11 protein-coding genes are annotated in these 12,900 nt (G+C 74.5%); 8 read left to right on the top strand and 3 right to left on the bottom strand.

The features are described from left to right. Nucleotides 1-80: 80 nt before the first annotated feature. Nucleotides 81-1,259, bottom strand: coding sequence for an SAM-dependent methyltransferase (locus SNOUR_RS18185; RefSeq protein ID WP_067348406.1), 1,179 nt, complete (start codon nucleotides 1,257-1,259; stop codon nucleotides 81-83). Nucleotides 1,260-1,535: 276 nt separating this feature from the next. Here SNOUR_RS18185 and SNOUR_RS18180 point away from each other — a divergent pair, with 276 nt between their 5' ends. The 3 genes from SNOUR_RS18180 (at nucleotide 1,536) to SNOUR_RS18170 (ending at nucleotide 4,467) form a co-directional block, all read left to right on the top strand. Further along, entirely contained in the window at nucleotides 1,536-2,741 is a 1,206-nt protein-coding gene (locus SNOUR_RS18180) for a sensor histidine kinase (RefSeq protein WP_079142753.1), read from the top strand. A 187-nt stretch (nucleotides 2,742-2,928) separates the two neighbouring features. Beyond that, nucleotides 2,929-3,612, top strand: a complete 684-nt coding sequence (locus SNOUR_RS18175) for a response regulator (protein ID WP_067348400.1) — start codon at nucleotides 2,929-2,931, stop codon at nucleotides 3,610-3,612. A gap of 147 nt (nucleotides 3,613-3,759) precedes the next feature. Beyond that, complete coding sequence (locus SNOUR_RS18170) at nucleotides 3,760-4,467, top strand: glycoside hydrolase family 75 protein (RefSeq protein ID WP_067348397.1); 708 nt, start codon at nucleotides 3,760-3,762, stop codon at nucleotides 4,465-4,467. Nucleotides 4,468-4,507: 40 nt separating this feature from the next. Here SNOUR_RS18170 and SNOUR_RS18165 read toward each other — a convergent pair whose 3' ends face one another. Beyond that, nucleotides 4,508-5,617, bottom strand: a complete 1,110-nt coding sequence (locus SNOUR_RS18165; protein ID WP_067348394.1) for a DUF5937 family protein — start codon at nucleotides 5,615-5,617, stop codon at nucleotides 4,508-4,510. Nucleotides 5,618-5,717: 100 nt separating this feature from the next. On the opposite strand from SNOUR_RS18165, the gene SNOUR_RS18160 reads away from it, so the two are divergent. Continuing rightward, nucleotides 5,718-6,035: a hypothetical protein gene (locus SNOUR_RS18160; protein ID WP_067348392.1), complete on the top strand. Its 318-nt coding sequence runs from the start codon at nucleotides 5,718-5,720 to the stop codon at nucleotides 6,033-6,035. A 199-nt stretch (nucleotides 6,036-6,234) separates the two neighbouring features. On the opposite strand, the gene SNOUR_RS18155 is transcribed toward SNOUR_RS18160, so the two are convergent. Further along, nucleotides 6,235-7,458 (bottom strand): threonine aldolase family protein, encoded by a 1,224-nt coding sequence (locus SNOUR_RS18155; protein WP_079143454.1) that lies wholly within the window; start codon nucleotides 7,456-7,458, stop codon nucleotides 6,235-6,237. Between the two features lie 248 nt (nucleotides 7,459-7,706). On the opposite strand from SNOUR_RS18155, the gene SNOUR_RS18150 reads away from it, so the two are divergent. Genes SNOUR_RS18150 through nadC form a run of 4 tightly spaced genes read left to right on the top strand, consistent with a single transcriptional unit; the run spans nucleotide 7,707 to nucleotide 12,896 of the window. Further along, nucleotides 7,707-8,930: a Rossmann-like and DUF2520 domain-containing protein gene (locus tag SNOUR_RS18150; protein ID WP_067348389.1), complete on the top strand. Its 1,224-nt coding sequence runs from the start codon at nucleotides 7,707-7,709 to the stop codon at nucleotides 8,928-8,930. After that, on the top strand, nucleotides 8,927-10,114 hold the full coding sequence (gene panC, locus SNOUR_RS18145; RefSeq protein WP_067348386.1) for a pantoate--beta-alanine ligase: 1,188 nt from the start codon (nucleotides 8,927-8,929) through the stop codon (nucleotides 10,112-10,114). Before SNOUR_RS18150 ends, panC begins: the two co-directional genes overlap by 4 nt. Next, a complete protein-coding gene (locus SNOUR_RS18140) occupies nucleotides 10,111-11,874 on the top strand; it encodes an L-aspartate oxidase (RefSeq protein ID WP_067348384.1) in 1,764 nt (587 codons plus the stop codon). Before panC ends, SNOUR_RS18140 begins: the two co-directional genes overlap by 4 nt. Beyond that, on the top strand, nucleotides 11,871-12,896 hold the full coding sequence (gene nadC / locus SNOUR_RS18135; RefSeq protein WP_067348381.1) for a carboxylating nicotinate-nucleotide diphosphorylase: 1,026 nt from the start codon (nucleotides 11,871-11,873) through the stop codon (nucleotides 12,894-12,896). Before SNOUR_RS18140 ends, nadC begins: the two co-directional genes overlap by 4 nt. Nucleotides 12,897-12,900 lie beyond the last annotated feature (4 nt).

Here is a 12,900-nt window from a genome sequence, read left to right as displayed (position 1 = left end):
TCCGTGGTGTGGAACGGGCCCGACCGAGGGCCGGGCGGCGGGGTCGGGTCATGGGGCGCGGCCACGCGGCGGCCGTGCGGTCAGGCCGTGGGGTGCGGTCGGTCCGGGCCGTCGGAGGTGAGCAGGCCGGCGCACGCGGTGCCGCCGACCGGCTCCAGCAGCCAGCCGAAGCCGCCCAGGCCCGCCGGATCGGTCAGTTCCGCGGCGTCCCCGGCCGCGCCGAGCGCCCGTAGGTAGCCGGCCGGGTCGGTGCCGGCCAGGGACAGCGGCGGGCGGCGACCGGCCACGCCGAGGGCGTGCAGCGCGGCGCGCTGGGTCAGTCGCTCGGCGGCCGGGCCGGCGCAGGCGTCCAGCGCGACGTGCGCGGTGAGGTCGCAGCTGCCGTCCGGGACGGGGCGGACCTCGCGACCTTCCCGGAAGCCGGTGAGGGTGCCGAAGGGGGGCCGGTCGGCGCGGTGGTGGGCGTAGTCGACGGCGACCGCGAGCCCGGCGCGGAGGGTGCGGACGGCGCGCGCCCAGGCGGCGTCCCGGGGGCGGCCGATCTCGGCGCGCGACCCGGTGGCGGGGCCGGCGTCGGCCTCCGGCGCGACGGGCGGCCACCAGCGGGCGAGCCACTCCGCGTCCGGGCCGTCGACGGGCGGACCCAGCCGTTCCGTGCCGTCGGCCCGGACCAGGACCCGGCGCGGTACGCCGTCGGCGTCCGTCTCGACGACGTCCACCGGGACGTTGTCCAGCCACTCGTTGGCGAAGAGCAGGCCGGTGAGAGAGCCCGGGGCGGGCAGCTCGGCGCGCCAGGCGATGCGGGGGTCGAGGCCCTGGGGGCGCGCGGCGCGTTCGACGGCGTACGGGCGCAGCCGTGCGCGCACGTCCTCGGGCAGGGCGGCCAGCACGCCGGTGAGCAGCTCGCCGCGGCCCGCGCCGACGTCGACCAGGGCCAGCTCGTCGGGGTGCCCGAGTGCGGCGTCGACCCGGCGGAGGAGGGTGGCGACGGCGCCGGCGTACAGCGGGGAGGCGTGGACGGAGGTGCGGAAGTGGCCGGCGGGGCCGGGGCCGCCGGGGCGGGTGTAGAAGCCGTCGGGACCGTAGAGCGCGTGCTCGGTCGCCTCCCGCCAGCCGCGCCAGGTGCCGTCGGCGGCGGCCGGGTCGGCGGAGCCGTCGGTGCCGGGGCCGGAGGGCGCGGCGGGGTGGTGGTCCTCGGCGGTCGCCGGCCGGGCGTGCCGGTGCTCGTTCGCCGCCGGCCCGCGTCCCTGTGTCGTCACACGCACCACGGTACGGGGGCGGCACGGGGCGAGGAGGGTCGCCCCGTGGTGTGACGGTCGGCCTGCGGTATGAGCCTGGGCGGGGAGGAAAGCCGCTGGTGGCGGGCGTTCCTCCGGGGGTGCCGCGGGGGGCGCGTGGGCTTTGTGATCATGTGTCGCCCCTGGGGTCGACGCAATTGGCGCATGGGGCCTCCACCTAGCGGAGTAGGCCCCACCGAAGAGGATCGCCCCTCCGGTTGACTCCGCTACCCCTCTGCGCTGCCTACGCTGGGTTACGTGCAGCGCCTCTATGACTTCCTCCGCAGGCACCCGACGGGAGTGGACAGCTTCTGGGCTTTCCTCCTCTTCGGGCTCACCGGGTTGTGGGTCATCTCCCGGTCGGGCATCGAGGGCAAGTTCCTCGGCCTGTTCTTCAGCATCGGGCTGTGCCTGGTCATCGCCCTGCGCCGGAAGTACCCGGTCAAGATGCTGCTGCTGACCGCCGCCCTCGGCATCGGCCAGCTGATCTTCGACGTGCCGCCCAACACGGGCGACTTCGCGATGCTGGTGATCATCTACACCGTCGCCTCGGAGACCTCGGCCCGCCGCTGGGCCTCACGCTTCGCACTGGCCGCCGCGCTGATCGGCCCCGGGCTGTCCCAACTCCGCTTCCGGGAGGGACCGGTCGCAACGCCGTTGTGGGCGATGGCGTTCTTCGCGGTGCTGCTCACCGTGCCGTTCGTGCTGGCCTGGGTGCTGGGCGATTCGATCCGCACCCGCCGCGCCTACTGGGCGCAGTTGGAGGAGAAGGCCACCCGCCTGGAGAAGGAGCGCGAGGCCCAGTCCCGGATCGCGGTCGCGGCCGAGCGCGCCCGGATCGCCCGCGAGCTGCACGACGTCGTCGCGCACAACGTCTCGGTGATGGTCGTCCAGGCCGACGGCGCCGCCTACGTCCTCGATGCCGCGCCCGATCAGGCCCGGCAGGCACTGGAGACGATCTCCGGCACGGGTCGGCAGGCGCTGGCCGAGATGCGCCGGCTGCTGGGCGTGCTGCGCACCGGCGAGCAGGCCGAGGGCGGGGAGTATGTGCCGCAGCCCGGCGTCGAGCAGCTCGCCGATCTCATAGACCAGGTCCGGGGCGCGGGGCTGCCGGTCGACTTCCGGGTGGTCGGCGAGCCACGCCCGTTGCCCAGCAGCGTCGAACTGACCGCGTACCGCATCGTCCAGGAGGCGCTGACCAACACCCGCAAGCACGGCGGCTCCGGTGTCAGCGCCACCGTCCGCCTCACCTACCGGGACGACGACCTCGATCTGCTCGTCGAGGACGACGGCCGCGGCGCGCGGCACGAGCTCTACGAGTCGGGCGGCGAGGACGGGCTCGGCCACGGCCTGATCGGTATGCGCGAGCGGGTGGGCATGGTCGGTGGGATCCTCGACGCCGGGCCGCGGCCGGGCGGCGGCTTCCGGGTCAACGCCGTGCTGCCGCTCAAGGCGGAGCGGTGAGGGGCCCGTCCGCGCCGCCGCCGCGCCGGCCCGGCACGTCACGGGGCCGCTCCCGTAGGACGATGGGGTCCCGCGCGGCCCGGCTCCGTCCGTCGTGGTCCCGTTCGGGGCCATCCCGCTCGCTTCCGTCCCACTAGCCCCAGCCGACCCAGCCGACCCAGGCAACCTGTGAAGGGATTCCCCTGCCATGACCATCCGCGTGATGCTCGTCGACGACCAGGTGCTGCTGCGCACCGGCTTCCGGATGGTGCTGGCCGCACAGCCCGACATGGAGGTCGTCGCCGAGGCGGGCGACGGGGTGCAGGCCCTGGAGGTGCTGCGTTCCACCGACGTGGACGTGATCCTCATGGACGTCCGGATGCCGCATCTCGACGGGGTCGAGACCACCCGCCGGATCTGCGGGGGCGGACAGCCCGAGGGCGCCCCGAAGGTGCTCATCCTGACCACCTTCGACCTGGACGAGTACGCCTTCTCCGCACTGAAGGCCGGGGCCAGCGGCTTCATGCTCAAGGACGTCCCGCCGAGCGAACTCCTCGCCGCGATCCGGTCGGTGCACAGCGGGGACGCGGTCGTCGCCCCGTCCACCACCCGCCGCCTGCTGGACCGCTTCACGCCGATGCTGCCCGCCACTGCCGGTGAGCCCGCGCGGCCCGAGTTGGAGCGGCTGACCGATCGCGAGCGGGAGGTGCTGCTGCTCGTCGCGCAGGGGCTGTCGAACGGCGAGATCGCCGCGCGGCTGGTGCTGTCCGAGGCCACGGTCAAGACCCATGTGGGCCGGATCCTGACGAAGTTGAGCCTGCGGGACCGGGTCCAGGCGGTGGTGCTCGCGTACGAGACGGGGTTGGTCCGGGCCGGGGGCGCCGGGGCGTAGCGCGGCGGACCGGGCGGGGCGGGTGCGGGGCCGGCCCGGCCCGGTCGTCGCGGTACGGGCGACGTCCGGCACGAGTATTGACGTGAACACGTAAATGGCGGCAGATTGGCGCGCGGTAAGGAAACTTTCCTAACAGAAGGGTTCCCTGTGCGCAGCAGAACGCTCGCCCTCGCCACCGCCTCCGGCGCCGCCCTCCTCACCGCCGCGGCCCTTCCCGCCACCGCCCAGCCGGCCGCCCACCGGGCCGCGCCGCACGCCGCCCTCCAGGAAGGCTCGGTCTCCGCGGCCCAACTGCTCGCCAAACTCAAGGACTGCAAGCAGATATCCAACGGCAAGTACCGGACCGACGAGGAGACTTCGGCCACCGTCCCGGTCTGCGGCAAGAACGGCGCCGTCTTCTGGAAGGCCGACATGGACATCGACTGCGACGGGCAGATCACCGCGCAGTGCAACGCCGACACCGACCCCTGGTTCCAGGACGACACCCGCTTCCACCAGTCCGACGGCAAGCCGTTGAACGCCGCGAAGCTCCCCTATGTCGTGGTGCCCAGCGTCAGCGGCATCTGGAACTACGAGTCCGCGGGCATCAAGGGCGGCGGCGTGGTCGCCATCATCTACAACAACCAGGTCGAATACGCCGCCGTCGGCGACACCGGACCGGAGAAGATCATCGGCGAGGCGTCCTACGCGGCCGCCAAGGGGCTGGGCATCGACCCCAACCCCGAGACCGGCGGCGCGGATGCGGGCGTCACCTACCTGCTGTTCAAGGACTCCCGGGCATCGCCGATCGAGAGCCACGCCGACGCGGTCGGCCGTGGCGACGCCCTGGCGAAGACCTTCCTGCAACAGAACTGACGGGCGGTGGGGCGGCGGCCCGCGCCGTAGCTGCCGCCCCTCAGCGCAGCACGCCCTCAAGGAAGTCGCTGCCCAGCCGGGCCACCACCTGGAGGTCCAGCTGGTGCAGCACATAGCGCCCGCGGCGCCGGGTCTGCAGCAGCCCCGCCTTCTTCAGTACCGCGATGTGCCGCGACACCTCCGGCGGCGTGATGCCGAACGCCGTCGCCAGCTCCCCCGTCGTGTGCGGCCCCCGCGACAGGGTGCGGCACAGCTGCATCCGCATCGGGTGGCCGAGCGCCTCCAGCCGTTGCTGGACGAGCTCCAGCGTGGCCGGGGCGGGCAACTCCGGGCTGGCGACCGGGTATTGGAGCACCGGACGCCAGCCGGGCGCGTGACTGAACAGCAGGTGCGGCCAGCCGAACGAGGTCGGGAGCAGGGTGAGCCCGGGATCGGCGGGGTCGGCGAACGCCGTCGTGCGCCCGCTGGCCAGCTTGTCGACCAGGATCCGGGTGGTGCCGCTGCCGTCCTGCGCCTCGTCCAGCGTCAACGCCCGCGAGGTCGCGGCCAGCGTCTCGGCCAGGCCCTTGTGCCGCAGCAGCTCGGTCTTGTGCCGGGCGTCGGCGGCGAGTTGGATGCCCACCCGCCGCCAGATGTCCCCGAAGAAGGCGTCCTCGCAGTCCTCGAACAGGCGGCGCAGCCACACCCGCAGCCCGTCGGGGTCGGTCAGCATCCGATCCGTGAACGCCGCCTGCCGCGGGCCGCGGGCCGCCGCCATCTCCCGTACGCGCGCCCGTTCGCCGGCGTCGACCAGGGGCGACGGTGTGGGAAGCGTGTACCTGGCCGAGCAGTTGATCTCGAAGAAGGCGGCCACGAACCGCTCGTCGTCGATCTTGTCCAGCGCGTCCAGCTCCTCCCGCAGCGTCGCCTTGGGGTGGGCGGGCAGCAGGATGTCGGAGCGGGAGGACCGCCACAGGAAGTCCGCCTCGCACAGCCGGTCCGCCAGGTCGGTCTTCAGCCCGGCGTTGGTCGCGGTGACCCAGCCGTGCAGCCCCGGATGGTGGCCCGGCTCGGACAGCGCGTGCAGCGCCGCACTCAGCTCGGCCAGCGGGGAGGGCGTGAAGACGACGCGCTCCGGCGGCAGCCCGGTGATGTCGATGACGTTGGCCATGGACCTATCATGCGCGAGGCCGTGACCTGCGGTGTCGTCGATTGACGGCTCTCGTCAATCGACGCGCCAGAGGCCGCTCCGCCGTCCCACAGTGAGGGACATGAACGCCATGCAGCAGCATCTCCTCGACAGCTACCGCGCCGCCCAGCGAGGCGAGGCCGCCCCGCCCGCACCGTACGCGGAAACCACCCGCACCGTCCGGGAGGTCCGGCAGTGGCGCCGCTTCCAGGCCGTGGTCAGCGAACCCGCCGAGCGCTGGTGGGGGCGCGGCGGACGGCTGGCACGCGCCACCGCGGCACTGCTGGCCCACGGCCCCCGCCCGCTGGACGGCCGCCCGGCCGGACCGGCCCGGTCCGTCGCCGGACGGCTCCCCGCCGAGCACGACGGCCGGCACCGCGCGGGAACGGCCCGAGCATGAACCGCCCCGGCGGCAACGGCACGAGCGCGAACCGTCCGCGCAGCAAACCCCCGGGCCGCATGGGCACGACCCGCATGGGCACGACCCGCACGGGCACGAGCGGTCCTGCCGGGAGCTCGTGGCGGGTTTCGCGGCGGTCCTCGCCGAGGTCCGCGCGAGATGCGTCGCCGGGTCGCCCAGGGGGCCGTGCCGGCCGACGTCAGCCGTCGATGCGCCGGACGAAGTCGCCCACCGCCGTGCGTATCTCCTCCGCCGTCCACTCCAGCGCGGGGGAGGCGACCGTCACCTCCGTCATCGCCACGCCCGGCGGTCCGGCCGAGGCCGGCTCGAACCACCTGCCGAACAGCGTCGTCCGGGTCTCCTCCGCCTGACGGGTGCCCGCCTCGTTCAGAACCTCCGGTGGATGCGGCAGCCATACCTGGAACTCATGGGTGTGCGGCTCCTCGGGGTGGATCCGGAACCAGGGCACGCCGGCCTCCGCCAGACCCTCCCGCAGCGCCCGGGCGACGACCTTGGCCTGGGCCACGTACCGCGGCAGTCGCGGAAGCTCCTGCTCCAACCCGACCAGCGCGGCGAGAGCGGTCGGCCACTGCTGGAAGAGCTGACCGCCGTAGCGGTGCCGCCAGGCCCGGGCCTCCTCGACGAACTCCTCGGTGCCGGCCAGAGCGGCACCCGCTATCCCGCCCAGCGATTTGTAGAACGAGACATAGACGCTGTCCGCGAGGGCGGCGATCTCCGGCAGCCCCCTGCCGAAGTGCGGTGCGCACTGCCACAGCCGGGCGCCGTCGAAGTGCACCACCGCGTCCAGGTCCCGCGCCGCGGCGACCGCCGACGACAGCTCCTCCCAGCTGGGCAGGACGTATCCGGCGTCCCGCAGCGGGAGTTCGAGTGCGAGGGTGCCGAAGGGTTCCTGGAGGTCGTAGATCTCGCCGGCGGTCGGCAGGCGCGGGGCGCCCGTCGGATGCACCATGCGCAGCCCGCTGACCACCGCGTAGGCGTCGCGCTCATGCACCTCCAGGTGGGACAGCGGGTGACCGGCGACCGTCGTACTGCCCGTGCGGCCCGCCCAGCAGCGCAGCGCCACCTGCTGCGCCATCGTGCCGGTCGGGAAGAACACGGCGGCCCCGGTGCCCAGCGCGTCGGCCGTCCGACGCTCCAGCTCCCCGACGATGCCGTCGTCGTTGCCGTAGACGTCCGTCCAGTCGTCGAGGCCGTAGACGCCGGGGGAGTCGGCCGTCAGACGGGCCAGCCGCTCGGCGATCGTCTCCGGCGGGCGAGCGCCGGACAACGTCCGCACCGAGCCGCGGTAGGCGGCGAACCGCCGCTCCCGGTCGTCGGCCGCGGCGACCACCGTGTCCTCCACCGCGCCGTCCCCGCCGGTGTGCTGTCCGCCGCCTGCCGGGTGCTTTCCGCCCTCGATCATGTCCCCCACCTCTGCTTCGTCCCGCGCCGTCCGCGCGTGGTGTCGTATCGATCATCGCGCGAGCGCCGCCGGCGCGGCGAGCCCTGTGGAAAACTCTCCGAACCAGGCCGGAGTGAGGTGTTCCGTTTCTGCTCGGAGACCCTCGTCTCACCCTCCGTACAGCTCTCCGGGCGGTGGGAGGCACTCGCGTAGCATGGCGACGAATCGTCCGGTACCCCTCGCGGACTGGAACGGAAGGCCGTCGCCACGTGAACCCACATCCCTCCATCGAGGCCCAGGACAGGCCCGCCCGGCTCACCGTCGGAGTCGTCGGGGCCGGCCGCGTCGGGCCGGCGCTCGCCGCGTCGCTGCAGCTCGCGGGGCATCGCCCGGTGGCCGTCTCGGGGGTCTCCGACGCCTCGGTGCGGCGCGCCGCCGACCTGCTGCCCGGCGTCCCGCTGGTCCCCCCGGCCGAGGTGCTCGCCCGTGCGGACCTCGTGCTGCTGACCGTCCCCGACGACGCGCTGGCCGACCTGGTGCACGGCCTCGCCGAGACCGGCGCCGTACGGGCGGGCCAGCTGCTGGTGCACACCTCCGGGCGCTTCGGCACGGCGGTGCTGGAGCCGGCGACCCGGGCCGGCGCGCTGCCTCTGGCGCTGCACCCGGCCATGACGTTCACCGGCACGTCCGTGGACGTGCAGCGGCTGGCCGGCTGCGCCTTCGGGGTGACCGCGCCCGAGGAGCTCCGGATGGCCGCCGAGGCACTGGTCATCGAGATGGGCGGAGAGCCCGAGTGGATCGCGGAATCCGCCCGTCCGCTGTATCACGCGGCGCTCGCCATCGGCGCGAACTACCTGGTCACGCTCGTGGCGCAGGCCATGGAGCTGCTGACGAAGGCCGGCGTGCGGGCCCCGGACCGGATGCTCGGCCCGTTGCTCGGCGCGGCCCTGGACAACGCGTTGCGCTCCGGTGACGCCGCCCTGACGGGCCCGGTCGCCCGGGGTGACGCGGGGACCGTCGCGGCCCATGTGGCGGAGCTGCGCAAGCACGCCCCGCAGGCCGTCGCCGGCTATCTGGCCATGGCCCGTACGACGGCCGACCGGGCGCTGACGCACGGCCTGCTCAAGCCGGAGCTGGCAGCGGAGTTGCTGGACGTGCTCGCGGGCCCGGCTCCCGACGGCGGCGCTGCCGGTCCGGCCGCATCCTCCGGAGGGCAGGCGCCGTCCGACCCGCCGCCCGGGACCGAGGGCGAACCCGAACCCGAGGGCGAGGCCGAGGGCGAACGGGATCGTGATCGCGACCGTCCCGAGGGCGCCGAGCGGTCCACGGATGCCGATCACCCCGACCGGTCCGTGGACACCGATCCCGCCCCCGGTCCCACCCGTCCGGAATCCACCCGTCCGGAATCCGCCGGCCCGGAGTCCGCCGGCCCCCGGCCCGACTCGCCCGATTCCGCATCCCCCGACCTCGGCCCCCACGGAGGCGACGCATGACCTCCTCGCCCGTCAGCCCGACCCCGGACGCCGCTCGCACGGCGCCGGAACCCCAGCTCGTGCGCACCGCCGCGGCCCTGCGCGCGCTGCCGCGCCGCAGCGGTGTACGGGCCGTCGTCATGACCATGGGGGCGCTGCACGAGGGGCACGCCGCCCTGGTCCGGGCCGCCCGGGAGCGGGTCGGGCCGCAGGGCCAGGTCGTCGTCACGGTGTTCGTCAATCCGCTGCAGTTCGGGGCGGGCGAGGACCTGGACCGCTACCCGCGGACCCTGGACGAGGACGTGCTGCTGGCCGCCCGGGCGGGCGCGGACGCCGTCTTCGCGCCGTCGGTCGACGAGGTCTACCCGGGCGGGGAACCGCAGGTCCGTGTTTCCGCCGGCCCCATGGGCACGGTCCTGGAGGGCGCCAGCCGCCCCGGGCACTTCGACGGGGTGCTCACCGTCGTCGCCAAGCTGCTCCATCTGACCGCGCCGGACCTGGCGTTCTTCGGGGAGAAGGACGCCCAGCAGCTCGCCGTGATCAGGCGGATGGCCGCCGACCTGAATTTCCCCGTCGAGGTCGTCGGCGTCCCGACGGTCCGGGAGGCCGACGGGCTGGCCCGTTCCAGCCGCAACCGCTATCTGTCCGGCCCGGAGCGGCGCACCGCGCTCGCGCTGTCCGCGGCGCTCTTCGCGGCCCGCGACCGGCTCACCGCCGAAGAGGCGCTGCGCGCCCGCGCCGCCTCCGCCGGGCACCCCGTGCAGGACCGTTCCGCGGCGCTGGCCGCCCTCGGGGAGGACCGGGCGGCCGCCGACGCGCACGCCGTCGCCTACGCCGCCTCGGGCCCGCCGCACGGCCCGTCGGTGGCCCGCGCGGCCGCCGGCGCGGTGCTGGAGGACGCGGCCCACCTGGACCCGCCGCTCCACCTGGACTACCTGGCCCTGATCGACCCGCGCGACTTCACCGAGGTCCCGGACGACCACGAGGGCGAGGCGATCCTCGCGGTGGCCGCCAAGGTGGGCACCACCCGGCTCATCGACAACATCCGGCTCGTGTTCACCGCGGGCCCTGCCCCGTATCCGGCCGCCGCCCAGGAACGGCACGGCGGCCCCCAGGGGAAGTCCGCGCCCGCGCCGGTCTCCGGAACCACCCGCAAGAGCAGGAAGTCCACCCCACCCCAAGGCCCCCTCGGAGCGCCCCGATGACCGCTACCGGAACCGCCACCGGACCCACCGGCATACGACTCACCGCCCCCGCCCCCGGGTGGTCCATCACGGCGGACGTCGTCGTCGTGGGCTCCGGCGTCGCCGGGCTGACCGCCGCGCTGCGCTGCGCCGCCGCCGGCCGCCGGACCGTCGTCGTCACCAAGGCCCGCCTCGACGACGGCTCCACCCGTTGGGCGCAGGGCGGGATAGCCGCGGCCCTGGGGGACGGCGACACCCCCGAGCAGCACCTGGCCGACACCCTCGTCGCGGGCGCCGGCCTGTGCGACGAGGAGGCCGTGCGGGCCCTGGTGACCGAGGGCCCGGACGCCGTCCACCGGCTGATCGAGGCGGGCGCCCGCTTCGACACCGCCCCCGGGAGCGACGAGATCGCGCTCACCAGGGAGGGCGGCCACCACCGCAGCCGGATCGCGCACGCCGGCGGCGACGCCACCGGCGCGGAGATCTCCCGCGCACTGGTCACCGCGGTCCGCTCCGCGGGACTGCGCACCATCGAGAACGCGCTGGTCCTGGACCTCCTCACGGACGCCGAGGGCCGGACGGCCGGCGTCACCCTGCACGTCATGGGGGAAGGCCAGCACGACGGCGTCGGTGCCGTACACGCGCCGGCGGTGGTGCTCGCCACCGGGGGCATGGGCCAGGTGTTCTCCGCGACCACCAACCCGGCCGTCTCCACCGGCGACGGGGTGGCCCTGGCGCTGCGCGCCGGAGCCGAGGTCTCGGACCTCGAATTCGTCCAGTTCCACCCGACCGTGCTCTATCTGGGACCGGAGGCGGAGGGCCAACAGCCGCTGATCTCCGAGGCCGTGCGCGGCGAGGGTGCCCACCTGGTCGACGCGGACGGCACCCGTTTCATGGTCGGACAGCACGAACTCGCCGAGCTGGCCCCGCGCGACATCGTGGCCAAGGCGATCACGCGCCGGTCCCTGGAGCAGGGCGTCGAGCACATGTACCTGGACGCCCGCCACTTCGGCGCCGAGATGTGGGAGCGCCGTTTCCCGACCATCCTGGCCGCCTGCCGCGCGCACGGCATCGACCCGGTAACCGAGCCGATCCCGGTCGCCCCGGCCGCCCACTACGCCTCCGGCGGCGTCCGTACCGACCTGTACGGCCGGACCACCGTCCCCGGCCTGTACGCGTGCGGCGAGGTGGCCTGCACCGGCGTGCACGGCGCCAACCGGCTGGCCTCCAACTCCCTTCTGGAGGGCCTGGTGTTCGCGGAGCGGATCGCCGCGGACATCGCCGCCCACGGGCCGGCGGTCCCGGCCTCCGCCCCGGTGGAGACCCGCGCCCCGCTGCCCCTCCTCCAGCCCGAGGCGCACGTCGCCGTCCAACGGATCATGACCGCCGGCGCCGGTGTGCTGCGCAGCGCGGCCAGCCTGGCCCGGGCCGCCGAGGACCTCGACCGCCTCCACCAGGAGGCCGTCGAGGCGGCGTCGGACCCCACTCCCGCATCTGTCAAGGCCCCCGAGCCCGGTGTGGAAGCCTGGGAGGCCACCAACCTGCTGTGTGTCGCCCGGGTCCTGGTCGCCGCCGCGCGGCGGCGTGAGGAGACCCGTGGCTGCCATTGGCGGGAGGACCACCCGGACCGCGACGATGCCTCCTGGCGCCGGCACTTCCGCATCACCCTCGGTGCCGACCGCACCCTGAGCGTCCACACCACACAGACCGCCGGCTTCCCGTCGACCGTCGGTCCCACCCCTCAGCCCGCCCCTCTTCCCGATACGGAGCCCACCCCGTGAGCAGCACCCCCGACCTCCCCCTCCTGCAGATCGGCCGGCCCGGCGCCGCCCCCGAAGGCGGCTGTGGCGACGCCTGTGGGTGCGCCGGCGACGGCGACGCCTACGAGCTGGACCCGCTGACCTGTGGGCTCGACCCGGACCTGGCCGCGCTCCTGGTGGCCGCCGGCCTCGACCCCGTCCAGGTCGAGGACATCGCGCACATGGCCATCGAGGAGGACCTCGACCAGGGCGTGGACGTCACCACCGTGGCCACCGTCCCCGAAGACGCCTTCGCCACCGGGGACTTCACGGCCCGGGAGCCCGGCACGGTCGCCGGTCTGCGGATCGCCGAGGCGGTGCTCTCCGTCGTCTGCACCGACGAGTTCGCGGTCGAGCGGCACGTGGAGGACGGCGAGCGGGTCGAGGCCGGACAGAAGCTGCTGTCCGTCACCACCCGCACCCGCGACCTGCTCACCGCCGAGCGCAGCGCGCTGAACCTCCTGGGCCGGCTGTCCGGGATCGCCACCCTGACCCGCGCCTGGGCGGACGTCCTCGAAGGCACCGAGGCCAAGGTCCGCGACACCCGTAAGACGACGCCGGGCCTGCGCGCCCTGGAGAAGTACGCGGTGCGCTGCGGCGGCGGCGTCAACCACCGGATGTCGCTGTCCGACGCGGCGCTCATCAAGGACAACCACGTCGTGGCGGCGGGCGGCGTCGCGGAGGCGTTCACCGCCGTGCGGCGTGAGTTCCCCGGAGTGCCGATCGAGGTGGAGGTCGACCGGCTCGACCAGATCCCGCCGATCCTCGCCGAGGGCGCCGACCTGATCCTGCTGGACAACTTCACGCCCGAGCAGACCCGGGAGGCCGTGGAACTGGTCGCCGGCCGCGCGATCCTGGAGTCCTCGGGCCGCCTCACCCTCGACAACGCCCGCTCGTACGCGGAGACCGGCATCGACTACCTGGCCGTGGGCGCGCTCACCCACTCCGCCCGGGTCCTCGACATCGGTCTGGACCTGCGCGAGAGCGACGACGAGAGCCTCTGATCGC

The organism is Streptomyces noursei ATCC 11455 (assembly GCF_001704275.1).
Taxonomy (GTDB): domain Bacteria; phylum Actinomycetota; class Actinomycetes; order Streptomycetales; family Streptomycetaceae; genus Streptomyces; species Streptomyces noursei.
The sequence above is the reverse complement of the archived record's forward strand: the minus strand, read 5'-3'. Positions and strand labels throughout refer to the sequence as shown.

Coding starts and splice junctions, on each gene's coding strand:
- SNOUR_RS18155 (WP_079143454.1), bottom strand. CDS start 7,458: ATGATCGAGGGCGGAAAGCACCCGGCAGGCGGCGGACAGCACACCGGC.
- panC (WP_067348386.1), top strand. CDS start 8,927: ATGACCTCCTCGCCCGTCAGCCCGACCCCGGACGCCGCTCGCACGGCG.
- SNOUR_RS18175 (WP_067348400.1), top strand. CDS start 2,929: ATGACCATCCGCGTGATGCTCGTCGACGACCAGGTGCTGCTGCGCACC.
- SNOUR_RS18165 (WP_067348394.1), bottom strand. CDS start 5,617: ATGGCCAACGTCATCGACATCACCGGGCTGCCGCCGGAGCGCGTCGTC.
- SNOUR_RS18160 (WP_067348392.1), top strand. CDS start 5,718: ATGAACGCCATGCAGCAGCATCTCCTCGACAGCTACCGCGCCGCCCAG.
- SNOUR_RS18140 (WP_067348384.1), top strand. CDS start 10,111: ATGACCGCTACCGGAACCGCCACCGGACCCACCGGCATACGACTCACC.